The organism is Natrinema sp. CGMCC1.2065 (assembly GCF_051225675.1).
In the GTDB taxonomy this organism is placed as follows: Archaea; Halobacteriota; Halobacteria; order Halobacteriales; family Natrialbaceae; genus Natrinema; species Natrinema thermotolerans.
The window spans coordinates 242941-267180 of the sequence record NZ_JBPJSJ010000001.1; the positions used below are offsets into that span (position 1 = coordinate 242941).

The window sequence follows — 24240 nt, forward strand, 5'->3', positions numbered from 1 at the left end:
TACTTAGGGTAAAAAATCTTCTGATGATGTAATCCTTAGACTGGAAGGTGAACGTTATAATCAAATTCCTTGCTAGCTCCCATCTCGTCCCAATCCTTGTAGTAGCCGCCCGCGACCCCCATCATTATCGTTGGGCTGGTGTTCACGCCGAAAGGATACTCTTCGTCTTTGTCCCAGTACGACACTGTCATTGAAGCCTTGTTTGGAATCATTTCGAGGTCGATAAGTTGGTCCACCGCAGCAGCGAACCCTCCACAGCCGACTGCAGCGGCCGCTCCGCTCCATCCACCCGTGGGGATGGAACCGGCAGCACCAGCCACGTAGCAGACCAGGGCTGAAAGGCCTGAGACTCCGATACTGCTGAACGCACCTCCACCTTGGAGGTGGAATTCGACCGCGCTGTGGTTATTGAACGCAATGTCTCCACAGGAGTCGGAGATTTTCTTGGTATCGACATCGTAATCCTCGATGAAGTTCTCCGGCGTGAAGTCAGGCCCTTGCGCTTCTATTCCGCCGGTAGTGCTGATGTTGCTCGCGGTGACCGCCGTATCGATCTCCCCGAACTCCAGCGGATGGCCACTCTTCGTGGCTTCATACGTTGATTGCGTGGACGGGCCGTTCGAATGCCTATATTTCTCGGCTTCTCTGAATAGGTATTTCTTCCCAGATACTTCGACGATAACCACTGTAGCATTATCTTCAGTTTCGACCCGCTTTCTGCTGATGTTTTCTCCACTGCAATTGAACTCGTCACTGTTGCTCCGGTCAGAACCGCTCTCCTTCGCACTGGCAGTTCCACTCGCACCGAGGATCAGGCCGCTGCCAATCGTTGCACTGGTAGTTCGGAGGACGTTACGACGATGGAGTCCATCTCGACTATTATTGTCTTCCATCCACCATATTATTATCGACTAATAATATAAATTTCCTCCCCATTATCACCCTGGTTAAACCATCAGATACTACAATAATAGTAGTCACAATGGTGGTGGTATCCGAGAGATAATTGACAAAATTATCGTTCGAGCAGCTTTAGATTCTGAAACGCAACGCTTGATCACGAGATACGGTGAACTGGTTATCCGGATCGACGAACGATTCGTCGGTTTGACTCCAATTCCGACGTTGCGAGGATCACCGATGTTATCGGCGTCGATTTTATACGAGATTCGACACGCTGTCGCCGCGGCTCGATCGACGGCACCGCCGTATCCTCGTCCGTCGCTGCCATTGTCGGTCGTTCACCGCCGCCCCGAAGAGGGTTCCCGTACCGCGGTGAAAGTGAACGCGCGGGACGACGGCGCGCTCGCGTTCGGGTCCGCACGCCACGGTGACGGAAGAACGGGGCCGAGACGCACTGTCGCAGGACGAGAGCCTCGAGGCCGGTCGGGACGCGGTACCGACCGCTTACAGTTCGGCTCGGTTGAAGTTCCAGCAGCCGAGCGCGATCGGTCCGCCGATCCACACCGCGAGGAGGACGAACGCGAACCAGTGTTGGAGGTAAAACGGAACCTCGCCGCCGCCGCTGACGGCCGTCGAGGCGCTGGTGACGTCGTCGTTCCACAGCGAGGCGACCGCGTTGGCGATGTCTTCGCTGACGGTCCCGAGTTGAAACCGAGCGACGAACGTCGCCGCGTGGCCCTCGAGGAGTCCGAACGCGTCGTTGATCGCGGAGAAGATCCCCTGCCAAGAATATACGAGAAAGAAGATGGCGAACCCGGCGACGGACGCCCGCGATTCCGATTTCGTCAGCGCCGACGCACAGAGGCCGATGTTGAGGAAGATGAATCCGAAGCAGACCATGACGACCAACACGCCGAGAAACTGGACCACTGCGAAGCCGGGAATCCCGACGGCGAGGATGACCAGCGCCGGGAGGTAGCCGACGAGGATCGCGGCCGTGAACACGGCCAGCCGCCCCAGTAGTTTGCCGGCGTACACCTCCGTTCGCGTGTGCGGACAGGCTAACAGGAACTTGATGGTTCCGTGTGACCGTTCGCGAACGATCGATTTGATGCTCACGAGCAACGCCGTGACGGGAATGAGGACGGTCATCACGAACACGGCCGAAAAGACGATCGCGGGCGGGAGGCCACCCTCGACGTTGGTGTCCGCGGTCACGTCGTAGAGGGCCACGACCGGCAAGAACAGGACGAAAAGCCCCATGAGAAGCCACAGTTCCTTCGACCGAACGGCATCGCGGAACTCCTTTTTCGCGACGGTGAGCGTACTCATGGTCTCACCGCGGCCGTTTCGGTCGCGACGGTGTCGGCACTGTCTCGGTTTGCCATCGTCACGCTCGCTGCCGCTGGCATAGTCCAACGTTTACCCCCGCTGTCATTAAAACGTTTGATTTCTAACCATAGTAGCAGAACGAAATCCGCCGCGCTTTCGTCCCGACGACGGCCGACGCTGCCGACGGACTCGCGGCCGGTTTTCGAGGACCGGACCGACTGGGCCGATGGACGGTCCGACGATCCCGATGACCGGCCTACTGCTCGGGCAGCCACCACGTCAACCCGATCGCGACGACGACCAGTCCGGCCAGGGCGAGGTACGCCTCGTCGAAGTAATTCCGGTCGGCGAGCGCGCCGAACGCGACCGGGCTGATCGCCCCGATCGTCATGTAGACGGTCCGCAGGAACCCCAGCCCGGTCCCCTGCATGTCCGAGGGAAACGCCGAGGTCATGTACGGCAGGGTGATCGTCCCGTAGCCGAGGATGCTCGAGAGGAAGACCGTCCCGACGACGATCGGCCAGAACCCCTCGAGGACGGGGAGCGCGACGAGCGAGACCACGACGACACCCAGCACCGGCGGTAGCGATTTCCGGATGCCGAACCGGTCGTACAGCCGGCCGGTCAGCGGCTGAACCACGATTCCGGCCGCGAAGAAGGCGCTGAAGAGCCCGGTCGCGACGCTCTCCGAGAACCCCTTGATCTCGATCAGATAGGTGGGGTAAAACCCGGTAAAGGCCTGCCAGACGCAGTAGGTCAGGATCTGGATCGCGGTCACGGTGACGATCTCGGGCCGGCGCAGCTCCGAAAGGACGTATCGGACCGTCTCGAGCGAGACGCTGTCGACGGCGCTGTCCGCGCCGGAGGTGTGGGCCGGCACGACCAGCCGGAGGCCGACGGCGACGAGCGCGAAGGCGGGGACGACGAGGCCGAAGCCGTACTGCCAGGCGAAGGCCGAGGCGATCCCGCCGGCGGCAAGCGGCAGGAGGGTGTTGCCGGCCTGGCCGGCCGCCATCGTGACGCCGATCGCCGTGCCGTCGTTGTCGGGGTAGACGTCCGACAGCGTCGTGAAGCGGGCGACGCCGTACAGTGCGGTCCCGAAGCCGAAGGCTCCGGTCGCGAGGTAGACGACCGGCGCGGAGCCGGCGACGGCGACGACGCCGAGGGTCACCGCCGAGACGAGCGTACTCGCGACGAGGACGTTCCCCTCGCCGAACCGGTCGGCGAGCAGTCCGCCGGGAAGTTGGCCCAGTGCGTAACAGAGCCAGAGAGCGGTCAGCAGGAAGCCGGCCGTCGTCAGATCGAGGCCGTAGGCCCGCCGGAGGTAGGGCAGCAAGACGGGGTAGGCGAGTCGAACGCCGATCGAGAGGAACCAGCCGGCGGCGACGGCAACCAGAATCTCGCCGCGGCCGTCCGTCAGGAACGACCCCACGTTCGACAGCTTCGTCCGCGCGCTTGACAGCGACACTGTTGCCCCTCTTTCGCTGTCGATCGCCTTGAGGGACCCAGAACGGTGTGCGTTTGCCGGTATCGGAACCACGGTCCTGCGGCGCTGCCCTCGAGGCCGCTACAGCGGCGCGAACTCGAGGGCCGCCCACGCTAGACAGGCCGCGTAGATCGGGATCGTCAGGTTGTCGTCGACGATGTAGGTCCGGACCTCGAGGGTGACGCCGTCGGCCAGTGTCGCGCCCACCGCGGCGATCAGCGCCGCGGTGATCGGCAGGAACGGGATCGCGATGAGCGTCGAGACGAGAAACATCGTCCCGAGTACCTTCGGCGGCTTGACTCGCTTGAGGGTGTTGTCCGAGACCGCGCCGCTGATCGGGTCCCCCAGTGCGAGCATCAACATTGCGGGCAGCGCGATGTCGGGTTCGAAGACGACCACGACCGCCGCCATACTGATCAGATAGAGCGCGTAGGCGGCGGGGTTGTCCTGTTCGTACTCGCGGGTGAGAACGTCGTAGAGCCGCCAGTCGAGTCCGATCCGAAGTCGGAGGAACTCGAGGACGAGTGCGCCGGTCGCCAGCACGACCATGAGGAGCCGGAAGCCGGTCCAGGTCAGCCCGGCATCGAGGGCGTCGGCCAGCAGCCAGAGGGCGACCAGTCCCGAACCGCTGGCGTGAACCAGGCGGCGCTTCAGTTCGTCGGCCATCACGTCGTGCCTCGGGAGAGGTGACCTTCAGTCCGTCGGTTAGTTCTCCGGACACCTATATAGTATATAATGGCTCGCGGGACGGGCCCCGTCTCGAATCGAGGGCCGGGTCCACGAGATGACTCGGCGGGTGCCGTCGATCGCCGTCAGCGGTTCCCGCGGACGTAGCCGCCGAGTCCGCCGAACCCGACGGTGAACAACGCGCCGAAAAAGAGGAGTCCGAGCCCGAGTTCCGGCCCCGCGACGATCTCCGGATCCTCGACGGAGAGGACGAACGTACCGAGAACGAACAACGGGAGATAGCCGACGGCGACGCTCGCCCCGGCGGCGGCACTGCTCTCGGCCGACAGCGAGGATCCCGCCCGTCCAGCGATCACGTATCCCGTGAGAAACAGAATCGCGGCCGGAATCGCGTTGAACACCAGCGGATTGAACTCGGGCGCACCGACGGCAGTGAGCTGGTTGAACAGGTCGAAGTAGCCGTCGGCGACCGTCTGCGAGCCGAGGCCACCGCCCGCGTTGAACTCGATCGGCGTGTTCACCCGGTGTGCGTTGTAGAACGGGTACCCGACGAACTCCGGCACCGGGAACACCTCCTCGAGATCGGGCTCCGTTTCGGCCGCATCGAAGATCCGGTAGGTGAAATAGCCAGTCGTAATTATGAATACTGTGATGAATGATAGGATGCCATAGATTATCCCGCCGATCGGACGGATACCTTCCGTTATTGGCTGGCTAGACGACCGTGGCTCCGTATTCGTCTCTTGTAAGGACACACATCAATCACGTAATTTGTAAAGAATAAAATTTGTGGCGGACGTTCCCGGACACGAGCGACGACTCACCTGCGCTCGGCGGCGTTGGCCGCCGATTCGCGGGGCAGTCGCCGTCCACGGGCGCGTCCTCTCCGGCCAGTCCCGTCTCCAACCGCGAAACGGTCGCTTACAGCTCGTCGAACGCCAATTCGCCGGCACGGATCGCCGCCAGCGTCTCGGCGAGATCGTCCACCGGGAGTCGCTTCTGCTCGGTCGTGTCGCGTTCGCGGACGGTGACGGTCGTCTCCTCGTCCTCAACGGTCTCGAAGTCGACGGTCACACAAAACGGCGTGCCGACCTCGTCCTGCCGGCGGTAGCGACGGCCGATGTTCCCCGAGTCGTCGTACGTGACCGAGAGGCCGGCCGCGCGCAGGTCGTCGACGATCTCGTTCGCTTCTGTCTCGAGTGCGTCGTCGCTTTGCAGCGGGAAGACACCGACGAAGGTGGGTGCGACCTCTGGCTCGAGTTCGAGGTAGGTCCGCTCCTCGCCGTCGACTTCGTCCTCGCGGTAGGCGTGGTGGAGAACGGTATAGACCAGCCGGTCCACGCCGAAGGAGGGTTCGACGACGTGGGGCGTGATGTGTTCGCCGGCCTCGGTCTGTTCCTCGACCGCGAAGCCGGTCTTTTCGACGGGGATCTCGTGGGTCTCGCCCTCGAGGTCGATCTCGACGCTGTCACCCTCGAAGGCCGAGCGGTCGCGGGCGGCGAGGTCCTCGAGTTCGTCGACCACGTCGCCAGCCGCGCCGCCGAACTCGGGGCCGAGGTAGCTCATGTCGGGGTCGACGGTCGCGCGCTCGACCGTTTTGGGCTCGTCGTACTGCTTGAAGATCGTGAAGCGGTCGTCCGAGTGTTCGCCGTGTTTCGAGAGGTCGTAGTCGCCGCGGTAGGCGAAGCCGGCCATCTCGATCCAGTTGCCGTCGACCTCGCTCTCGGCGTCCCAGCAGTCGCTGGCGTAGTGGGCCCGCTCACCCGAGAGATGCTGGCGGAATCGGAACCGGTCCATGTCGACGCCGACCGCCTCGTACCACGGCTTGGCGACCCCGAGGAAGTACGCGACCCACGGGCTCGAGACGATCCCCTCCTCGACCGCCGCGCCGATCGTCGTCTCGATCTCCTCGCCGCCCTCCTCGTTCTGCTCGCTGGCCGGGTAGAGCGTGACCTCGACGTCGGCGACGCTCTCGAGGTCGGGCTCGTCGGTCTCGGGGTCGATGAAGTACTCGAGTTCGGCCTGCGTGAACTCCCGGGTCCGGATGATCGAGCGCCGGGGGCTGATCTCGTTGCGGTAGGCGCGGCCGATCTGGGTGACGCCGAACGGCAGTTGGTTGCGCGCGTACTCCTTGAGCCGCGGGAACTCGACGAAGATGCCCTGTGCGGTCTCGGGACGCATGTAGCCCGGGTCCGAGTCGCCGGGACCGATGTTCGTCGCGAACATGAGGTTGAAGGTCTCGACGGCCTGGCCCGCGAGTCCCGCCCCGCAGGCGGGACAGACGAGTTCGTACTCGGCGATGACCTCCTCGACCTCCGGGATCGGGAGGCTCTCGGCGTCCTCGTACTCGGTTTCGTCCTCGACGACGTGGTCCGCGCGGTGGCTCTCGCCGCAGTCGGGGCATTCGACGAGCATGTCGTCGAAGCCGTCCAGATGGCCGGAGGCCTCGAAGACGGGTTCGGGCATGATGGTGGGCGCGTCGATCTCCATGTTGCCCTCCGCGACGGCGAAGCGGTCGCGCCAGGCGTCCTCGACGTTGCCCTTCAGGGCCGCGCCCTGCGGCCCGAAGGTGTAGAAGCCGCCGACGCCGCCGTAGGCGCCCGACGACTGGAAGAAGTAGCCCCGCCGCTTGGCGAGTTCGACCAGTTTCTCGCTCGTCACGGCCGTCTCGTCGTCACTCATAGAGCGCCTCCAACAGATCGACGTCGCGGGCGATGCCGACGAGGTCCTCGCCCGTGATCAGCGGGATCTGTTCGATGTCGTTGCTGATCATCCGCTGTGCGGCCTCCTGGACCGCCGTGTCCGTCGCGACCGTCACCACGTCGTCGCTCATGAACTCCCGGATCGGGCCCGCGGGAATCTCGATGTCCCGCGTCGGGAGATAGCGGCTCCCGACGGCCTTGATCCCCTCCCACGACCAGTCGTCGTCCTGATCGCCGAAGTTGTCGCCCGTCTCCTCCTCGCCCTCGACGATCCGGGCGACCTCGAGGATGTCGACCTCAGTCAACACGCCGCTCATTCGTCCCTCGTCGTCCAGCGCGACGGTGTAGGGGACGTTGGCGTAAGAGAGTTCCCGCTCGGCGACGGGCAGGGGCGTTCCCTCGTAGGTCGTGTTCACGTCCTGGCTGGCGTAGGCGTCGACGGTGCCCTCGGTCGCCTGATCGCCGGCCGCGATCGCGTGGATCACGTCGGTCACGGTAACGATCCCCTCGAACTCGCCGTCGACGACCGGCACGCGGCGCGCGCCTTCCTCGACCATCGTCCGCGCGACGTCCGCGAGCCCGGTTTCGGCGGTCGTCGTCGGTACCTCCTCCATCAACATGACGAGCTGGTCCTCGTCGGGCTCCTCGATGAGTCGCTCTCGGGAGATCAGACCGCGGTACTCCGGCCCGTTGTCGGTCGGTTTGACGACCGGGACCGACGAGAACGATTGCTCTTGCAGGTACTCGAGGACGTCCGAGCGGGTCCCGGGCAGGTCGGCGGTAACCACGTCTTCACGGGGCGTCATCGCGTCGGCTACGTTCATATCCCGTCGGTACGGCGAAAATGAGTATAAACCCAGTGTTTCACGGACCGACGTTCGATCGGCGACCGGTCATTTGGCTGGACAGTCCGATTCGATGCGTTTATATGTGAGTGGTTGTCACTCACTCACATGGCGACGAACCCCCACGCCATGGCGTCCGACGAGACGATCGTCGGTTCGATCGATTCGACGGCCACGAGCGATGAGTACGTCATCGCGGACATCTCGGCCGACGGTGCCTGGCTGTCCATGCGGGCCGATGACGCGCTTGCGCTTCCGGCCTGGCGATAACTGGGGGTGGGATGGGATCGATTGTCGCGTCCGGTCGCGACTGCGCTGTTTTCCGTTGTCCGCGTTCCGACGCGAGATGGCCCCGATCGGACGGTTGCTGCGATGTCGACGTTCTCGCCGTTTTCAGCACGTCTCGAGCGGCCATACCGTTTAGTGGATTCGGGTGGTCGCTACGGCCATGAGACGCTCTCGGCCGCGACGCGACGCGGAACCCGACCCGAGCGACGGCGACGAGTTCGGCCTCGAGCGCGCGCGCTCTCGTCCCTCCGTCGTCACGGCCCTCTCGCGGTTCGTCCCGGCGGCGCTCGCCCGCCGCTCGATCGCCGTCTCCGTCGCGACCGACCGCGAGGTCTACGCGCGTGACGACCCGGTCGAGATCACCGTCGACTTCGAAAACCGGCTCCCGGTCCCCGTCGAACTCCGGACGCCCCGCCAGCGCCGCTGGGGCTGGACGATCGACGGCCACCTCGAGGCCACCGACGAACGCCGGTACACACCGGACCGACCCGCTACGTTCGACTTCCGCGCCGGCGAACGAAAGCGCGCGTCGGTGATCTGGAACGGCCGCCTCGAGCGGACCGACGGCGACCGCCACGAGTCGGTCGTCCCCGACGCCGGCGAGTACGAGATCCGGGCGTTCGTCGCGACCGCTGCGGGGACGACTCGGCCGGCCGACGCGACGACGATTACGATCAACTGACTGGCCGAGGCGTGGCTACGAGAGGAGGATATCGATCGGGAACGACGGCGCGTCGCTCCCGATCGGAAAAACCGCGTGTCGTCCGTGACTCGCCGGTATCGGTTCGGCCCCGTCGTCGGGGCGACTCGAGCGGTGCATGCTCAGTCAACTCCTTCGGCTTAGCCGGTGAGGAACCCGCCGGGCGAGACCTGCGTCGCCGGCCGGCCGTCGTCGGTCGTCTGGACGCCCGTGAACGAGGGCGAGTGTTCGATCGTTCGCTGTACCTTCGCGCCGGTTTTCGTGTGCGTTGCCAGGATGGCGAGCATCTTACTCATGTATGAGTAAATAGTGGCGGCCCACTCATAAGTATTATTGCGATGATCGACCGTGTTGGATGATCGTCGCCGGCACTATTAGTGAATGATTCTCACAGCTTCGGTGCTATCGGCGCGCCGGCGGTCGCGGTCGTCTCGGGGCCACGTCTCCGTTATCGGTGGAGGTGACAGGCGGCGAACCGCTCTCCGTCGCCGGACTCGAGTTCGTAGGCCGGCCGTTCGCGGGCACAGACACTCTCTTCGGCGAAGGACTCGAGCAACAGGTCGGTCGCCGCCGCCCAGCGGTCGGCTTCGTCGCCGTCCGCCTCGCCGTCGGTGGCGACCAGCTCGATCGCCTCCGCGACGATCGAGCCCGCCTCGCCACGGGGCAGCGTTCCGTCGAAGAACTCGGCTTCGATCCGCGCCGCCGGCATCGGTTCGAACGTCCGCCGTTTGACCGCTCGCATGAACGCCCGCGTCCGTGGCCACTCCTCGCCGGTCCAGTCGTACGCGTCGGGGGCGATCAGGCGCGGACACCGCGTCCGGAACCGACACCCCGAGGGCGGATCGACCGGGCTCGGGACCTCGCCCTCGAGGACGCCCCGGGAGCCGTTCTCGCGGGGATCCGGGACGGGAATCGACTCGAGCAGGGCGCGGGTGTAGGGATGCTGTGGGTTCTCGAACAGTTCCTCTTTCCCCGCCAACTCGATGATGTGGCCCAGATACATCACCGCCACGCGGTCGGAGATATGGCGGATGACCGAGAGGTCGTGGGCGATAAAGAGGTACGTGAGACCGAACTCCCGCTGCAGTTTCTCCATCGTGTTCAGCACCTGCGCCTGAATCGAGACGTCCAGCGCGGAGACGGGTTCGTCACAGACCACGAAGTCGGGATCGACCGACAGCGCCCGTGCGAGGTTGATCCGCTGGCGCTGCCCGCCGGAGAAGGCATGGGGATAGCGGTTGTAGTGGCGTGGGTCGAGCCCCACCTTCTCGAGCAGTTCCTTCGCGCGGGCCTCCCGCTTCTCGTCGTCTAACATGTCGTGGGCCCGCATCGGCTCCTCGATGATTTGCCCGACCTTCATCCGCGGATCGAGCGATGACTGGGGATCCTGGAAGATCATCTGCATGTCCGAGCGCGTCTGCCGGAGTTCCTCACCACCGAGGTCGGCCAGGTTCTCCCCTTTGAAGTAGATGTCTCCCTCGGTCGGCTCGAGCAGGCGCAGGATCGTCCGCCCGAGCGTACTCTTGCCACAGCCGGACTCCCCGACCAGTCCCAGCGTCTCGCCGGGTCGAACCTCGAGCGAGACGTCGTCGACCGCTCGCACCCGCTCTTGCTCGACGCTGAACGGCGGGAACTCGCTCGCGTCGAACTGCAGGCCCGCGAACAGTCCGGACTCCTGCCCGAAGTGTTTCGAGACGCCGTCCAGTTCGAGCAGCGGCCCCTCGCTGTCGTACTCGCGGTCCTCGTCCAACCGGAGCCCGCTACTCACGACCCTCACCCCCGTCGTCGGCCGGGTTCGGCGCGAGTTCCGACGCAGTGCCCTCGGCCACCCCGTCTCCGGTTTCCCTCGTCGCGCCCGCAAGCGGCGGACTGCCCTCGTAGTCGACATCGAAGGCGTCGTGTTTCACGCAGGCCGCCCGGTGGGGCTCACCGTCGGCGTCCGCGACCACCCTCGTCTCGGGATGGACGCGCTTGCACACCTCGCGCGCGTCGGGACAGCGCGGGTGGAACCGACAGCCCGACGGCGGCTCGATCGCCTCGGGCATCACCCCCTCGATCGCCTCGAGTTCCGTGACGGTGCGGTCGGGTCGGGGGATCGAGTCCAGCAGGGCGTCGGTGTAGGGGTGTTTCGTCTCGTAGAACAGCTCGTCGACCGGTGCTTGCTCGACGATCTCGCCGAGGTACATCACGTTGACCCGGTCACAGATCTCGGCGACCACACCCAGGTCGTGGGTGACCCAGACGAAGCTCGTGCCGTATTTCGACTGTAGCTCGTCGACCAACTCGAGGATCTGGCCCTCGACGGTGACGTCCAGTGCCGTCGTCGGCTCGTCGGCGATGATCAGACTGGGTTCGCAGGCCAGCGCCATCGCGATCAGCACGCGCTGGCGCATCCCGCCGGAGAACTGGTGGGGGTACTCCTCGTAGCGCTCCTCGGGGTCCGGAATGCCGACCTCGCGGAGCATGTCGATCGCTTCTGCGCGAGCCTCGTCGGCCTCGAGGCCGCGGTTGAGTTCGATGAACTCCCGCAGTTGGCCGCCGACAGTGAACACGGGGTTGAGCGACTCCATCGGGTCCTGGAAGATCACCGCGATCTCGTTGCCCCGGATGCGGGTCCGAATCTCCTCGTCGGAGAGGGCGTCGTCTCGCTTTCGCAACTCGCCGTCGGGGCCCTCCTCGAGGCCGAAGATCGTCTCGCCCTTGTAGGTGATCTCGCCGCCGACGATCTCGCCGGGGGCCTCGACGAGTCCCATGATGCTCATCGAGGCGACCGACTTCCCGGCGCCGCTCTCGCCGACGAGGCCGACGATTTCGCCCTCACGGACCTCGAAGGAGATGCCGTCGACGGCGCGTACTGTGCCTGCTTCGGTGAAGAACTGGGTCTTCAGGTTCTCGACGCGGAGTAGTGGTTCGGAACTCATTGTCAGTCGTCGATTCGGGGGTCGAGGGCGTCCTGCAGGCCGTCGCCGAACAGGTTAAAGCCCATAATGGTGATCATGATCGCGATACCCGGCCAGATCGAGAGCCAGACGTTCGAGTGCATGTAGCCGTGGGCGATGTTGAGCATCTGCCCCCAGTCTGGCGTCGGCGGCTGTGCGCCGTAGCCAAGGAAGGAGAGCCCGGCGACGATGAGGATCGTCACGCCGATCTGGAGCGTCGCGTAGACCAGCACCGGCGCGAAGCTGTTGGGAACGACGTGACGCAGGATGATCTCCCGATCCCTGACGCCGGCCGCCCGCGCCGCTTCGATGTAGTCCATCTCGCGGACGCTCAGCACGCGACTCCGGATGATGCGGGCGAAGACGGGGACGAACGCGATCCCGACGCCGAGGACGGCGTACCAGATGTTCGCGCCGCCGACGAAGACCGTGAAGACGATGATGAGGATCAGCGGGGGGATCGCGTACACCGTCTCGACGATCCGCATGAGGACGTCGTCGACCCGGCCGCCGTAGTAGCCGGCGACGGCACCGACGACCGTCCCGCCGGTGAGTCCGATGAACGTCGAGACGATCCCGACGAACACCGACACCTGCGTCCCGTAGACGATCCGCGTAAAGTAGTCCCGGCCGGTGTGGTCGGTCCCCAGCGGATGCTCGAGCGTGCCGCCGGCCGGCAGCGGGTTCCACGGCTGCTCGGCCAGCGGAAAGTACGGCGGCATGTGTTGGGTTCCCTCCCCCGGCGACGGGATGTAGGTCGGGTGATCGAAGATCGGCAACAGCCGCGCGAACGTATAGTCCGACAGGACGCCGAACGTGAGCAGGGAGAGGTTGCTGTCGATCGCGGCGTAGATCGCGACGAACAGGACGACCGTGACGACGTACAGTCCCCAGCGGGCCGTCGTGTCCGCTTTGATCCGTGCGGCCGTGTAGCGCCAGCCGACGCGGGCCTCGATGTCGTCTTCGCTTTCCGTCTCTCGATTGTCTTCGAACTGTGATTCACTGACTGCCATGCTTATTCTCGCTCACCGTAGGTGACTCGCGGATCGACGTACGCGTACGAGATGTCGGTGATGATGACGCCGACGACGAACAGGACGCCGAGCATCATCGTCACGCCCATCACGAGCTGGTAGTCGTTTCGCTGGATCGCGCCGACGAACAGCTGTCCCATTCCGTTGATGTTGAACACCGTCTCGACCAACACCGCACCGCCGATCGCCGTCGATAGGTTGAGTCCGACGATCGTGATGATCGGTAACTGGGCGACCTGGAACGCGTGCTTTCGCAGGACTGTCCGCTCGGGCACGCCGTAGGCACGGGCCAGCTTGACGTACTCGCCTTGCAACGACTCGATCATCTGGGTCCGCTCGACACGCATGATCGTCGCCATCTGCAAGGTCCCCAGTGCGATCATCGGCAACAGCAGGTGTCTGGCCGACTGATAGTACAGCTCGAGGTGGCCATCGATTCCCCGATAGGCGCTCGGCGGTCGCCACGGGTAGTAGAGCCCGCTCGAGGGGAGCCAGCCGAGCTTGACGGCGAAGACGAGGATCAGGACGATCCCGATCCAGAACGAGGGGGTGCTGACGCCGACGAGCGCGGCGATGCGGGAGACGTGGTCGGTCGGTTCGTTGCGTCGGTCGGCGGCCACGACGCCGAGCGGGATCGCGGTCGCCAGCGCGAACACGTACGCCGAGACGACCAGCAACAGCGTCGGGCCGAGCCGGTCCAGTATCAGGTCGGTGACCGGCCGCTCGTAGTAGATGCTCTGTCCGAGGTCTCCCTGTAGCAGCCCCGCCATGTACGTCAGGTAGCGTTCGTGTAACGGCCTGTCGAGCCCGTACCGCCGTTCGATCGCCCTGACCAGTTCTTCGCTGTGTTCCTGGCCCTGAAGCATGAGGCTAACCGGATCGCCCGGTCCCAGGTTCGCCAGCAGGAACGTGATGACGGAGATCCCGATCAGGACCGGGACCGCCTGTGCCAGCCTGTATACCGTGTACTTGAGTAGCTTCATTGCTCAGCGAGTCGATCGCGTTGGTCGTCGGACGATGCGACGCGGTCGAGGGGAGTCGACGGCCCGCCGACCGCGACGGGATCGCCGTTCGTCAGTTCACTCCATCGAGACGTTCGTGTACTCCGCGACGAGGGTCGGATTCCTCGTCACCTCCGGATGCGCCTGGAGGTCCTCGACGTAGTCGCGGGACGCCATCGTGTTGTCCTGCGTAAACGCCGGTAAGACGGGTAATTGCTCGACGATTTCCCGGATGACGGGTTCGTAGATGTCGTAGCGGTTCTCCTGACCTGCCGAGTTACGCCCCTCGGCGATCGCCTCGTGGAACCCGTCGCTACCCCCGTAGTAGTGGCCCTGATTGGTTCCCGCCTGGCTCTCGTGGAACAGCGGGTAGAGGTAGTAATCGGGGTCGGGACCGCCGGTCCAGCCGAGCAGGTACATCTGGTAGTCGTCGGCGTTCCCGCTGGTGTAGGTATCGACCAGCGTCGCGAAATCCAGTACCTGTACGTCCGCGCCGTACCCGATCTCGTCCAGTCGGGTCGCGATCCGCTCGGCCAACTGGGCACGGATCCCCTCCGGCGTAATGATCGTCGGGGTGAAGTCGTCGGGCGCGTGTTCATCGAGCAGCGACTGGGCCTGATCCGGATCGTACTCCGGCAGCATCTCCTGATACTCCTCTTCGGGGAATTCCCAGACCTCGTTGACGACCGGCGGGATCGGGCTGTACATCGGCGAACTCACGTTGCCCGCGTTCGACTCGATGAAGTCCTGCATCGAGAACGAGTGGGCGATGGCCTGTCGCACCTCGGGGGTGGTCGTCGGCCCCTCGTTGCAGTTGAAGGCCATGTACATGAACGTCGGGCTCTCGGCCGAGTGGAGGGTCACGCCGTCTTCGTTCTCGAGGACGTCCCAGTCGTCGTTTGGAATGCCCGCGATGACGTCGGTGTTGCCCGCCCTGATGTCGGAGACGCGACCGGCGGGATCACCGTGGGCGACGAACCGAACCTCCTCTAAATTCGGCTCGAGGTCGCCCCAGTAGTCGTCGTTTCGCTCTAAGTCGACGTATTCGTTTTCTTGCAGGTCGGCGAACTCGAACGGGCCGGAGCCGACCGGGTCCGTGTTGAACGCCTCGCGGTCTTCGGTCCGGACGCTCTCCGGAACGACCGTCACGCCCATGGTCGCGAGTTCGAACGGGCCGTAGGGCTCCTCGCCGAGGTCGACCTGGAGCTGGTAGTCGTCGATGACCTCCGTACTCTCGATCATGTCGTACTCGGAGGCGTTCTCCGTCTCCTCTTCGACGGGTGCGGTAAAGGAGTGGGCGACGTCCCCGGCGGTCACCTCGTCGCCGTTGTGGAACGTCGCCCCTTCCACCAGCTCGAAGATGTAGCGCGTGCCGTCGCGCTCGACCGTCGGCTCGCCGGCCGCGAGTTTCGGCTGTAACTCGAGGCCCTCGTCGTACTCGTAGAGCCCGTCGAAGACGAGCTGAATGACCTGAAAGCTGTACGCGTCGTTCGAGACGACCGGATCGAACTGCTCCTCGCGCGATTGTTCCTGTGTGAAGTGGAACCGATCGCCGTCTCCGGAGCCGCCCCCACCGATACAACCCGCAAGCGCCGCCGCGGAGACGGCAGCGCCCGAGGCGAGTAGCCGTCGTCGCGTTGGGTAGTCCAGCACCATCCTGTGGAGAGTTATCACCCAACCCATTTTGGTATCGACCGAGTACGGCGTGCAATCAGCTCTTACTAACGGAGAATACGTCTACTACCGGTTCCATCAGTGAGACGATTCGGCCAGCGATGAACCCACCTGTGCATCGATGTCGGTTCGCGAAGTCGGGGCCGTCGCCGTCACGAGTCGGGCCACGACGCGGGGTCACGCTTGTGGAGTGAACGGCCGCTATCGACGGTCGGCGCGGCCAACGCCGACGGACCCGTGGTATTTTTCTTCAGCCGGACACAGAACACGTGTATGAACTATCGCGCCGTCGAGACCACCGAAGAGTACGTCGCCCGACTCGAGACGGGTGCCGACTGGCGGGCCGAGATCGAGTCGCTGGCGGACGCGGTCGAGGCCGAGGCCGGCTGGTTCACCGCGCTCGGCGCGGTCCAAGACGCCGAACTCTGGTTCTACGATCAGGACACCTGCGAGTACTCCCCAATCGAGTTCGACGAGCCGCTCGAGGTCGCCAGCTGCGTCGGCAACGTCTCGTGGCTCGACGAGGAGCGGTTCGCACATACTCACGCCGTCCTCTCCGACGACGAGGGTCGGACCTACGCGGGCCACTTGAACGAGGCGACCGTCTGGGCCGGCGAGGTCCACCTGCGCGTCTTCGAGGAGTCCCTCGAACGCGAGTACGACGAGCCCACCGAACTGGATCTCTGGCTCTGACATGCGCGAAGAAGACGAACAGTACTTCGAGCGACTCGAGGGCCAACTCGAGTCGGCCTTCGACGTGGCCGAACGCGCCAAGGAACGGGGCGGCGATCCGAAACCCGAAGTCGAGATCCCGACCGCGCGGGACATGGCCGACCGCGTCGAGAACATCCTCGGTATCGACGGCGTCGCCGAACGCGTCCGCGAACTCGAGGGGAAGATGAGCCGCGAGGAAGCGGCGCTCGAACTCGCCGAGGACTTCGCCGAGGGACGGGTCGGCGACTACGAGACGAAAGCCGGCAAGGTCGAGGGGGCCGTTCGCACGGCGGTCGCCCTGCTGACCGAGGGCGTCGTCGCGGCACCGATCGAGGGGATCGACAAAGTCGAAATCCTCGAGAACGACGACGGGACGGAGTTCGTCAACGTCTACTACGCCGGCCCCATCCGCTCGGCGGGCGGGACCGCACAGGCACTGTCCGTCCTCGTGGCCGACTACACCCGCGCGCTCGTCGGTATCGATCAGTACGGCCCTCGAGAGGAGGAGATCGAACGCTACGCCGAGGAGATCGCCCTCTACGACAAGGAGACCGGCCTCCAGTACTGCCCGAAGGCGAAGGAGGCCAAGTTCATCGCGAAACACCTTCCGATCATGTTGGACGGGGAGGCCACCGGCGACGAGGAGGTCTCGGGCTTTCGCGACCTCGAACGGGTCGACACCAACAGTGCCCGCGGCGGGATGTGTCTCGTCCTCGGGGAAGGGATCGCGCTGAAGGCCCCGAAGATCCAGCGCTACACCCGCAACCTGGACGAGATCGACTGGCCGTGGCTGCAGGACTTAATCGACGGCAACTACTCCGACGACGGCGACGAGGACGACGCCGCCGACGAGGCCGACGGCGACGACGACGCGGACGAGACGGCCGCCGAGGAGAGCGAGGACAGTGACGACACCGCCGACGAACCCGAGGGACCGCCCCGCGTCGACACCTCCGAGAAGTTCCTCCGGGACCTGATCGCCGGCCGGCCGGTCTTCTCCCATCCCTGCGCGGAGGGTGGCTTCCGGCTGCGCTACGGTCGCGCGCGCAATCACGGCTTCGCGACCGCCGGCGTCCACCCCGCCGCGATGCATCTGGTCGACGACTTCCTCGCGACGGGCACCCAGATCAAGACCGAACGGCCCGGGAAGGCCGCCGGCGTCGTCCCCGTCGACTCCATCGAGGGACCGACGGTCAAACTGGCAAACGGCGACGTCCGCCGGATCGACGACCCCGAGGACGCCCTCGAGATCAGAAACGGCGTCGAGAAGATCCTCGACCTCGGCGAGTACCTGGTTAACTACGGCGAGTTCGTCGAGAACAACCACCCGCTGGCCCCCGCCTCCTACACCTACGAGTGGTGGGTCCAAGACCTCGCGGCCGCCGGTGCCGACGTCCAGGCCCTCGAGGACGATCCCCGAATCGACCTCGAGTTCCCCGACCCCGAGGAGGCCCTCGAGTGGGCTACGGAGTACGACGCCCCCCTCCATCCCGAGTACACCTACCTCTGGCACGACATCTCCGTCGATGCCTTTCGCGACCTCGCGGCGGCGGTCGCCGAGGGTCGGATCGAGCGCGACGGCGACGGCAGCGTCAACGGGAACGGGGACGACAGCATCCTCGTCCTCGCGTCCGACGACGGCGTCGCCGACGCCCTCGAGACGATCGTCATCGAACACCGCCAGCGCCCCGACGACGACCGCATCGAGATCGACGACTGGCGGCCGTTCGTCCGCTCGGTCGGCTGCGAGCCCCGGCAGGCCGTCGCCGACGGCGCGGCGCTCGAGCCCGACCAGCGTCCCGAGATCGAACTCGAGCGCACCTGGACCGACGGCGACCTCTCCGAGCGCGCCCGTACCTGGGGCCACGAGACCGAGGGCGACAACGCCATCGAGGCTGTCAACGAAGTCGCGCCGTTCCGGGTTCGCGAGCGCGCCCCCACGCGGATCGGCAATCGAATGGGCCGGCCGGAGAAATCGGAGAGCCGCGATCTGAGCCCGGCGGTCCACACGCTGTTCCCGATCGGCGAGGCCGGCGGCACGCAGCGAAACGTCGCCGACGCCGCCAAACACGCCGAGACGATGTCGGATACCCCCGGCGTCGTCGAACTCGAGGTCGGCCGCAAGCGCTGTGACTCCTGTGGCACGGAGACGTTCAAGAACCGCTGTCCCGACTGCGACGAACGCACCACGCCGGACTACCGCTGTCCCGACTGTGACCAACAGCTCGAGCCCGACGAGGCCGGCCGCGTCGAGTGCGATCACTGCGAACGCGAGGGCTCCTGCGTCGAGACCCGCGAGATCGACGTCAACGACGAGTTCCGCAGCGCCCTCGAATCGGTCGGCGAACGCGAGAACGCCTTCGAGATCCTCAAAGGCGTCAAGGGACTCTCCTCGCAGAACAAGGTTCCCGAACCTATCGAAAAGGGGATTCTGCGGGCCAAACACGACGTCTCGGCGTTCAAGGACGGCACCGTCCGCTACGACATGACCGACCTCCCCGTGACCTCGGTCCGGGCCAGCGAACTCGACGTCGACGTCGGTCAGCTCCAGGCGCTGGGCTACGAGGAGGACATCCACGGCGAACCCCTGACCCACGAGGACCAACTGGTCGAGCTCAAGGTCCAGGACATCGTCCTCTCGGACGGCGCGGCCGAACACATGCTCCAGACGGCCGACTTCATCGACGACCTCTTGGAGCAGTACTACGGGCTCGAGTCCTTCTACGAGTTCGAGGACCGTCAGGACTTGGTGGGCGAACTCGTCTTCGGGATGGCTCCCCACACGAGCGCAGCAACTGTCGGGAGGGTGATTGGTTTCACGAGCGCGGCAGTCGGATACGCTCATCCGTACTTTCACGCCGCGAAACGCCGGAATTGCGACGGTGACGAAGACTGCGTGATGCTGCTACTTGACGGGTTGCTTAACTTTAGTAAGACGTTTCTGCCCGACCAGCGCGGGGGGAAGATGGACGCCCCGCTGGTGATGTCCTCCCGGATCGATCCCTCCGAGATCGACGACGAGGCCCACAACATGGACGTCGTTTCGCAGTACCCCCGCGAGTTCTACCTCGCGACCCGCGAGCAGGCCGATCCCGAGGACGTCGACATCGAGATCGCCGAGAAGAACCTCGGCACCGACCTCGAGTACACCGGCTTCGACCACACCCACGACACCACCGACATCGCGATGGGGCCCGACCTCTCGGCGTACAAGACGCTGGGTTCGATGATGGACAAGATGGACGCCCAGCTCGAGCTGTCGCGCAAGCTCGCGGCGGTCGACGAGACCGACGTCGCCGAGCGGGTCATCGAGTACCACTTCCTGCCGGACCTGATCGGGAACCTGCGGGCGTTCTCCCGGCAGGAAACGCGGTGTCTCGACTGCGGCGAGAAGTTCCGGCGGATGCCCCTGACCGGCGACTGCCGCGAGTGTGGCGGTCGGGTCAACCTTACCGTCCACAAGGGCTCGGTCAACAAGTACATGCAGACCGCGATCCAGGTCGCCGACGAGTACGACTGCCGGCCCTACACCAAACAGCGGTTAGAGGTGCTGGAACGATCGCTCGAGAGCATTTTCGAGAACGACAAGAACAAGCAGAGCGGAATTGAAGACTTCATGTAAACCTAAATTTTGCTCTGCGGGCCGCCTTCGGCGGCCCTCGGCAAAATTTAGTATAAAAGCACTCCTCTTTCCGTTCGCTCCCGTGGTCGCTCACATCAGTCGTCGGCCCGCTCGCTCACTCCGTTCGCTCGCGGTCGAAAACGGGTAACAGCCTGCCCTCCCCCGGGTCGAACGGTTCGCCGCGGGTGCGGCGAACCGCTCTCTCGGCCGGACGCAAACTGGTCGTAGGGATCAATCGCCGCTGGCCCGCGTCACGCCGGGCATTCCTTCCTTGGTGTACTGCGGTTCCGGCGCGTGACGGGGGTCCGGCAGCCAGTCTTCGAGGACCTCGTTGAACCGGTCGGGTCGCTCTCGAGGCGTCCAGTGGCCGCAGTCCTCGATGATCTCGAGGTCGGCCTCGGGGATCCGGCCGGCGGCCCGTTGTGACCACTCGAGGGGGACCAGCGGGTCCTGCCGGCCGTGGACGAGCAGCGTCGGCACGGAGAGGGTCTCGAGGTCGTCGACGTAGTTCGTCGCGACCCGGCCGTTGAACGAGAGTTCGTTGTCCTGAAACTGCTTGAACGCCTGTATCGAGCCCGGTTCCTGCAGCTTTTCCCTGACGTCCGCGACGAAGGGGGCGGGGAGGGCGTCGGCGTCCGCGACGAGGCTATCGAGGACCAGCCGGACGCTCCGCGTGGATGCGCTGGCCGCGATCTTCCCGAACTCGGTTGCGCCGGGGAACCGCGAGAGGACCTTCCACTGGAGGGCGCTCGGTAGTCGGTCACCCAGCCCGTAGCTGTCGATCAGCGCCAGCCCCTCGACGCGGTCGGGGTTCGCAAGCGTATAGCCCAGGGCGACGCCGCCGCCCATCGAGATGCCTGCAAGCGTCACTCGATCGAACGGCAGCGTCTCGAGAAAGCCCTCGAGAACGTCGATGTAGCCGTCGACGGTGTGGGTGACGTCGCCGGTGCTGTCGCCGTACTCGGGCCAGTCGATCGCGTAGACGCGGTAGTCGTCGGCCAGTGCGTCGATCGCGTGTTGCCAGGAGACGGTCGCGTCGTCGATCCCCGCGCCGTGACAGAGGACGACCGGCGGGCCGTCCGTTCCCGCGCGTCGGTAGGCGACCCGACAGCCGTCGATCGTGGCGACGCCGGTCCCGCTCATGATCGAATCACGTGCCCGTTTCGAGGGCCCGTGACTATCTCAGCGACCGGGTTGCCCGTGCCGGCCGCGATCGGCCACGGGAGACACGCACTACCAGTGGCCGTGTCTGGTGGGACGCCGGCGAGTACTCCCTGGGTGAGACGAACTATCATGATACGGGTTCAGTACTGGGAGTGTATATTGTTTTCTATTATCACGGTGTGGCTTAACAGTCGTATCTCGTCGCGGTGCTGACGCATCGACTGCAGCCATCGCTCCGTTCGTGGCCGATTCACGCCGTCTCGAGGCTGTGAGCGGCCGCTCGCACAATGCACGCCCTGTCTTTATTCCGATCGGCGGTGTGGCTCCGGTCATGGTCGAAACCGGTGAGAAGCCCGCGGAAGAAGGTGAGCAGGAGGCAATCGAGGCGGTAGAGAAACTCAACTTCGGCCAGCGGGTCTACGACGAGGACGGGAACGAGATCGGGCGGATCCGGGGGTTCGAGCAGAGCGGCGTCTTCGTCACGACCCGCGAGGGCGCGGAGGCGATGAGCGTCGAACACGCCCGCTCGGGCCACGAGTTCGGCGAGGCCGAACTGATGTGGCGCTGCATGGAGTGTGGCGAGATGGGCGAAATCGACGACGGACTGCCCGATCGGTGTCCGAACTGTGACTCCGAGCGCGAGCAGTTGATGTACTGGACCGAGGACTGACTCGACCGCGTCGACCGGGTTTCTCCACCGGCTAGTCCGCGATTTAATATAGCACCATAGGATTTACGGAGGGTATTGCTCACGTCTTCGGGTGTCGGCGGGGAACTCGTCCAGCCGGTTCGAGTCGCCCATCGGACGAAACCCGTTTATACCGCTCCGTGTGACCTCGAGCCATGGAGATCGTCGTGTTCGGAGCCGGCAGCCTCGGCAGTCTCGTCGGCGGCCTCCTCGCGCGCGACCACGACGTGACGCTGGTCGCTCGCGAGGACCACGCCCGCGCCGTCCGCGAGTCAGGGCTGTCCCTCGAGGGGGCAGTCGACGGCCCTGACCGCGTCTTCCCGGCGGCGACGACCGACGGCACCGGGCTCGAGGCGGACCTCGCCGTGGTGACCGTCAAGGCCTTCGATACGGCAACGGCGGCCGACCGGCTCGCGACGGGAGCCATCGATGCGGTTCTCTCGTTGCAAAACGGGATGGGAAACGAATCGATCCTCGCCGACCGGCTCGAGGCCCCGGTTCTCGCCGGGACGGCGACCTACGGGGCCGTCCTGCGGAAGCCGGGCGTCGTCGAGTGTACCGGCGTCGGCGAGGTGGTACTGGGCGCTCGCGAGGGCGGTCCCTCCTCACTCGCCGACCGCGTCGGCGAGCGGTTCCGCTCGGCGGGCATCGAGACGCTCGTCGCCACGGATATGCCCCACCGTCTGTGGGAGAAACTCGCGGTCAACGCGGGGATCAACGCCGTTACTGCCCTGACCGAAACCGAAAACGGGGCCGTCCTCGACGCGCCGGCGGCCGATCTCTCGCGCGCGGCGAGCCGCGAGACGGCCCGCGTTGCCCGCGCCTGCGGCGTGTCGCTCTCGAGCGACGAGGCGGTGGCTGCCATGGAGGCCGTCGCCGAAGCGACGGCCGCGAACACGTCCTCGATGGCCCAAGACGTTTGCGCCGGTCGGCGCACCGAGATCGACGCGATCAACGGCTACGTGGTCGACCGGGCGGCCGACCACGGTCTCCCGGTCCCGACGAATCGGACGCTGGCGGCGCTGATACGGACGTGGGAACGCGGTCGCGGGTTGCGATAGCGCCGTTCGCTCGGATCAATAATGGACGTTCCGCGACCCGTACCGTCGGCTATCGGGGCGGAAATAGCGGAAAACTCGCGTCGAAACTACGGCGGCGTTAGAACGGTGCTTCGGGGCCTTCGTCGACCTCGCCGTCGTCGTCATCGACGGTTTCGCCGGGGAAGGAGGGACTCATGCCGCCCATCTCCTCTTCGCCGCCGTCCATGCCGGTGGAGGCGTTGACTTTCTCGATTTCGGGAATCTCCTTGACCATCCGGCTCTTGATCGCCTGGATCGTCATCGGCGAGATCCCACAACCGCTGCAGGCGCCACCGAGAGCGATGCTGACTTCGCCGCTCTCGCGATCGATGTCCTGAATCGCTGCGCTGCCGCCGTGCATCTGGATCTGCGGGAAGTTCCGGCGAAGGAAGTTCGTCACGCGCTCCTCGAGGTCGTCCCCGTCGTTCTGGGTCTCGGTGCTCATGAAACGCTCTTGGGTATCAGCCCCCCTAAACCTTCCGTCCGCCATGTTCGTCTGCCACCGTCGCCGACGACGTTACTCGAACTCGAAGACGCGTCGGAGTTCCGTTTCGATCTCCGTGACGTGTTTCTCGAGGAGTTGCTCGAAGCGCTCTTCCTCGACGAGGACGCCGTCGAGACGGCCATAGGGGTCGTCCGGGAGTTCGACCCGGAACTCGCCGTCGCCCTCGTAGAAGGGCTCGCTCTCGTTCAGGACCTGCTGGTCGATCGCATGGACCAGTTCGGAGTCGTAGCTGTCGTTCATCCGGTTGAACGCGTTCTTGTACGCCTGCTGGAGTTCGGGGAAGTAGTTGGCGTACTTGTCCTCGAACTGCTCGGGGTCGAAATCGGCCATACCCGACTCGAGGACGAGCGGAGACAAAAGTCGGACGATCGACCCGTTCGCCCGGCTTCCTCGCGACCGACCGTCGACCCGCGGTAGGGGATGCCTACAGAGGTGCCCGCGCTCGCAAGCGGAACGAACACCCCTGCACCCGGCGATATCAGCGTACATGGCTGTCGACCAGGATCCCATTCCCCAGGAGGCCCTGCCGCCGCGCTGGGGCCTCGCAGAACGCTGTGAGGGTCGATTCGTCTACCGACACGCTCGCCCGCGGATCGACCTGATCGCGGACTGTGTCCCCGCACGGTCCCATCCGACCCTCGGGCTCTGTCGACATTGGGAGCTTCAGTATCGCTTTTTCCTCACTGATCGGTCGGTCTCCCGCTCGATCGGGCGCGTCTCGACCCGACGGGCGGCCGTCGACGGCCTGCTCGAGTGCATGCGGCGGGTCCACGAGAGGGTCTCGACGGCCGACGATCCGCTCACGGTCGGGACCGTTCTCGAAGACGTTTCGCTGGCCGATCTCGTTCCGGACCGACTCTCCGAGTCGCCGCCGTAG

At 65.1% G+C, this 24240-nt stretch carries 23 protein-coding genes; 7 read left to right on the top strand and 16 right to left on the bottom strand.

Annotated elements, in window-relative coordinates:
* Nucleotides 1-35 precede the first annotated feature (35 nt).
* The 7 genes from ACSBP4_RS01245 to ACSBP4_RS01275 all read right to left on the bottom strand — a co-directional run bounded on the left by ACSBP4_RS01245 (nucleotide 36) and on the right by ACSBP4_RS01275 (nucleotide 7934).
* Nucleotides 36-893 carry a hypothetical protein gene (locus tag ACSBP4_RS01245; protein ID WP_435551138.1) on the bottom strand — a complete coding sequence of 286 codons (858 nt, stop codon included), beginning with the start codon at nucleotides 891-893 and terminating at the stop codon, nucleotides 36-38.
* A 514-nt stretch (nucleotides 894-1407) separates the two neighbouring features.
* The gene (locus tag ACSBP4_RS01250) at nucleotides 1408-2235 is read right to left on the bottom strand and encodes an ABC transporter permease (protein ID WP_049965300.1); all 828 of its coding nucleotides are present in this window, start codon (nucleotides 2233-2235) and stop codon (nucleotides 1408-1410) included.
* A gap of 256 nt (nucleotides 2236-2491) precedes the next feature.
* Nucleotides 2492-3703: an MFS transporter gene (locus ACSBP4_RS01255; RefSeq protein WP_049965302.1), complete on the bottom strand. Its 1212-nt coding sequence runs from the start codon at nucleotides 3701-3703 to the stop codon at nucleotides 2492-2494.
* Between the two features lie 99 nt (nucleotides 3704-3802).
* On the bottom strand, nucleotides 3803-4387 hold the full coding sequence (locus ACSBP4_RS01260) for a dolichol kinase-like protein (protein ID WP_006648411.1): 585 nt from the start codon (nucleotides 4385-4387) through the stop codon (nucleotides 3803-3805).
* 146 nt (nucleotides 4388-4533) lie between these two features.
* Nucleotides 4534-5163 carry a hypothetical protein gene (locus tag ACSBP4_RS01265; RefSeq protein ID WP_435551139.1) on the bottom strand — a complete coding sequence of 210 codons (630 nt, stop codon included), beginning with the start codon at nucleotides 5161-5163 and terminating at the stop codon, nucleotides 4534-4536.
* A gap of 166 nt (nucleotides 5164-5329) precedes the next feature.
* Complete coding sequence (glyS, locus tag ACSBP4_RS01270) at nucleotides 5330-7090, bottom strand: glycine--tRNA ligase (protein ID WP_435551141.1); 1761 nt, start codon at nucleotides 7088-7090, stop codon at nucleotides 5330-5332.
* Nucleotides 7083-7934, bottom strand: coding sequence for a CBS domain-containing protein (locus ACSBP4_RS01275; RefSeq protein ID WP_435551142.1), 852 nt, complete (start codon nucleotides 7932-7934; stop codon nucleotides 7083-7085). The genes glyS and ACSBP4_RS01275 overlap by 8 nt, the downstream gene beginning before the upstream one ends.
* 129 nt (nucleotides 7935-8063) lie before the next feature.
* Between ACSBP4_RS01275 and ACSBP4_RS01280 the strand changes: the two genes are divergently transcribed.
* Together ACSBP4_RS01280 and ACSBP4_RS01285 are read left to right on the top strand one after the other, a co-directional pair.
* Nucleotides 8064-8225, top strand: a complete 162-nt coding sequence (locus ACSBP4_RS01280; protein WP_162834891.1) for a DUF7556 family protein — start codon at nucleotides 8064-8066, stop codon at nucleotides 8223-8225.
* 178 nt (nucleotides 8226-8403) lie between these two features.
* Nucleotides 8404-8925, top strand: a complete 522-nt coding sequence (locus tag ACSBP4_RS01285; RefSeq protein WP_435551144.1) for a hypothetical protein — start codon at nucleotides 8404-8406, stop codon at nucleotides 8923-8925.
* 158 nt (nucleotides 8926-9083) lie between these two features.
* On the opposite strand, the gene ACSBP4_RS01290 is transcribed toward ACSBP4_RS01285, so the two are convergent.
* The 6 genes from ACSBP4_RS01290 to ACSBP4_RS01315 all read right to left on the bottom strand — a co-directional run bounded on the left by ACSBP4_RS01290 (nucleotide 9084) and on the right by ACSBP4_RS01315 (nucleotide 15573).
* A complete protein-coding gene (locus ACSBP4_RS01290) occupies nucleotides 9084-9239 on the bottom strand; it encodes a hypothetical protein (protein ID WP_162834892.1) in 156 nt (51 codons plus the stop codon).
* A gap of 152 nt (nucleotides 9240-9391) precedes the next feature.
* A complete protein-coding gene (locus ACSBP4_RS01295; RefSeq protein WP_435551145.1) occupies nucleotides 9392-10711 on the bottom strand; it encodes an ABC transporter ATP-binding protein in 1320 nt (439 codons plus the stop codon).
* On the bottom strand, nucleotides 10704-11864 hold the full coding sequence (locus ACSBP4_RS01300) for an ABC transporter ATP-binding protein (protein ID WP_006648403.1): 1161 nt from the start codon (nucleotides 11862-11864) through the stop codon (nucleotides 10704-10706). Before ACSBP4_RS01300 ends, ACSBP4_RS01295 begins: the two co-directional genes overlap by 8 nt.
* 2 nt (nucleotides 11865-11866) lie before the next feature.
* On the bottom strand, nucleotides 11867-12895 hold the full coding sequence (locus ACSBP4_RS01305) for an ABC transporter permease (RefSeq protein ID WP_006648402.1): 1029 nt from the start codon (nucleotides 12893-12895) through the stop codon (nucleotides 11867-11869).
* Between the two features lie 2 nt (nucleotides 12896-12897).
* Nucleotides 12898-13899, bottom strand: a complete 1002-nt coding sequence (locus ACSBP4_RS01310; RefSeq protein ID WP_006648401.1) for an ABC transporter permease — start codon at nucleotides 13897-13899, stop codon at nucleotides 12898-12900.
* 96 nt (nucleotides 13900-13995) lie between these two features.
* The gene (locus tag ACSBP4_RS01315; protein WP_373632208.1) at nucleotides 13996-15573 is read right to left on the bottom strand and encodes an ABC transporter substrate-binding protein; all 1578 of its coding nucleotides are present in this window, start codon (nucleotides 15571-15573) and stop codon (nucleotides 13996-13998) included.
* 291 nt (nucleotides 15574-15864) lie between these two features.
* Between ACSBP4_RS01315 and ACSBP4_RS01320 the strand changes: the two genes are divergently transcribed.
* Entirely contained in the window at nucleotides 15865-16284 is a 420-nt protein-coding gene (locus ACSBP4_RS01320; protein WP_435551146.1) for a PPC domain-containing DNA-binding protein, read from the top strand.
* Between the two features lies 1 nt (nucleotide 16285).
* Complete coding sequence (locus ACSBP4_RS01325) at nucleotides 16286-19927, top strand: DNA polymerase II large subunit (RefSeq protein ID WP_435551148.1); 3642 nt, start codon at nucleotides 16286-16288, stop codon at nucleotides 19925-19927.
* A 231-nt stretch (nucleotides 19928-20158) separates the two neighbouring features.
* Here ACSBP4_RS01325 and ACSBP4_RS01330 read toward each other — a convergent pair whose 3' ends face one another.
* Nucleotides 20159-21070 carry an alpha/beta fold hydrolase gene (locus ACSBP4_RS01330; protein ID WP_435551149.1) on the bottom strand — a complete coding sequence of 304 codons (912 nt, stop codon included), beginning with the start codon at nucleotides 21068-21070 and terminating at the stop codon, nucleotides 20159-20161.
* Between the two features lie 352 nt (nucleotides 21071-21422).
* On the opposite strand from ACSBP4_RS01330, the gene ACSBP4_RS01335 reads away from it, so the two are divergent.
* Both ACSBP4_RS01335 and ACSBP4_RS01340 read left to right on the top strand, forming a co-directional pair.
* Nucleotides 21423-21761, top strand: a complete 339-nt coding sequence (locus ACSBP4_RS01335; RefSeq protein ID WP_006183028.1) for a DUF7130 family rubredoxin-like protein — start codon at nucleotides 21423-21425, stop codon at nucleotides 21759-21761.
* A gap of 173 nt (nucleotides 21762-21934) precedes the next feature.
* A complete protein-coding gene (locus ACSBP4_RS01340; RefSeq protein WP_435551150.1) occupies nucleotides 21935-22840 on the top strand; it encodes a ketopantoate reductase family protein in 906 nt (301 codons plus the stop codon).
* A gap of 97 nt (nucleotides 22841-22937) precedes the next feature.
* Here ACSBP4_RS01340 and ACSBP4_RS01345 read toward each other — a convergent pair whose 3' ends face one another.
* Nucleotides 22938-23303, bottom strand: coding sequence for a NifU family protein (locus ACSBP4_RS01345; RefSeq protein ID WP_006183026.1), 366 nt, complete (start codon nucleotides 23301-23303; stop codon nucleotides 22938-22940).
* A 72-nt stretch (nucleotides 23304-23375) separates the two neighbouring features.
* Nucleotides 23376-23693, bottom strand: coding sequence for a DUF5783 family protein (locus ACSBP4_RS01350; protein WP_006648395.1), 318 nt, complete (start codon nucleotides 23691-23693; stop codon nucleotides 23376-23378).
* A 157-nt stretch (nucleotides 23694-23850) separates the two neighbouring features.
* On the opposite strand from ACSBP4_RS01350, the gene ACSBP4_RS01355 reads away from it, so the two are divergent.
* Nucleotides 23851-24240 carry a hypothetical protein gene (locus ACSBP4_RS01355; RefSeq protein ID WP_006648394.1) on the top strand — a complete coding sequence of 130 codons (390 nt, stop codon included), beginning with the start codon at nucleotides 23851-23853 and terminating at the stop codon, nucleotides 24238-24240.

What these genes read in the sequence shown, in the direction of transcription:
- ACSBP4_RS01245 (WP_435551138.1), bottom strand. Translation starts at nt 893, where the DNA reads ATGGAAGACAATAATAGTCGAGATGGACTCCATCGTCGTAACGTCCTC.
- ACSBP4_RS01250 (WP_049965300.1), bottom strand. Translation starts at nt 2,235, where the DNA reads ATGAGTACGCTCACCGTCGCGAAAAAGGAGTTCCGCGATGCCGTTCGG.
- ACSBP4_RS01260 (WP_006648411.1), bottom strand. Translation starts at nt 4,387, where the DNA reads ATGGCCGACGAACTGAAGCGCCGCCTGGTTCACGCCAGCGGTTCGGGA.
- glyS (WP_435551141.1), bottom strand. Translation starts at nt 7,090, where the DNA reads ATGAGTGACGACGAGACGGCCGTGACGAGCGAGAAACTGGTCGAACTC.
- ACSBP4_RS01275 (WP_435551142.1), bottom strand. Translation starts at nt 7,934, where the DNA reads ATGAACGTAGCCGACGCGATGACGCCCCGTGAAGACGTGGTTACCGCC.
- ACSBP4_RS01280 (WP_162834891.1), top strand. Translation starts at nt 8,064, where the DNA reads ATGGCGACGAACCCCCACGCCATGGCGTCCGACGAGACGATCGTCGGT.
- ACSBP4_RS01285 (WP_435551144.1), top strand. Translation starts at nt 8,404, where the DNA reads ATGAGACGCTCTCGGCCGCGACGCGACGCGGAACCCGACCCGAGCGAC.
- ACSBP4_RS01290 (WP_162834892.1), bottom strand. Translation starts at nt 9,239, where the DNA reads ATGAGTAAGATGCTCGCCATCCTGGCAACGCACACGAAAACCGGCGCG.
- ACSBP4_RS01300 (WP_006648403.1), bottom strand. Translation starts at nt 11,864, where the DNA reads ATGAGTTCCGAACCACTACTCCGCGTCGAGAACCTGAAGACCCAGTTC.
- ACSBP4_RS01305 (WP_006648402.1), bottom strand. Translation starts at nt 12,895, where the DNA reads ATGGCAGTCAGTGAATCACAGTTCGAAGACAATCGAGAGACGGAAAGC.
- ACSBP4_RS01310 (WP_006648401.1), bottom strand. Translation starts at nt 13,899, where the DNA reads ATGAAGCTACTCAAGTACACGGTATACAGGCTGGCACAGGCGGTCCCG.
- ACSBP4_RS01315 (WP_373632208.1), bottom strand. Translation starts at nt 15,573, where the DNA reads ATGGTGCTGGACTACCCAACGCGACGACGGCTACTCGCCTCGGGCGCT.
- ACSBP4_RS01320 (WP_435551146.1), top strand. Translation starts at nt 15,865, where the DNA reads ATGAACTATCGCGCCGTCGAGACCACCGAAGAGTACGTCGCCCGACTC.
- ACSBP4_RS01325 (WP_435551148.1), top strand. Translation starts at nt 16,286, where the DNA reads ATGCGCGAAGAAGACGAACAGTACTTCGAGCGACTCGAGGGCCAACTC.
- ACSBP4_RS01330 (WP_435551149.1), bottom strand. Translation starts at nt 21,070, where the DNA reads ATGAGCGGGACCGGCGTCGCCACGATCGACGGCTGTCGGGTCGCCTAC.
- ACSBP4_RS01335 (WP_006183028.1), top strand. Translation starts at nt 21,423, where the DNA reads ATGGTCGAAACCGGTGAGAAGCCCGCGGAAGAAGGTGAGCAGGAGGCA.
- ACSBP4_RS01340 (WP_435551150.1), top strand. Translation starts at nt 21,935, where the DNA reads ATGGAGATCGTCGTGTTCGGAGCCGGCAGCCTCGGCAGTCTCGTCGGC.
- ACSBP4_RS01345 (WP_006183026.1), bottom strand. Translation starts at nt 23,303, where the DNA reads ATGAGCACCGAGACCCAGAACGACGGGGACGACCTCGAGGAGCGCGTG.
- ACSBP4_RS01350 (WP_006648395.1), bottom strand. Translation starts at nt 23,693, where the DNA reads ATGGCCGATTTCGACCCCGAGCAGTTCGAGGACAAGTACGCCAACTAC.
- ACSBP4_RS01355 (WP_006648394.1), top strand. Translation starts at nt 23,851, where the DNA reads ATGGCTGTCGACCAGGATCCCATTCCCCAGGAGGCCCTGCCGCCGCGC.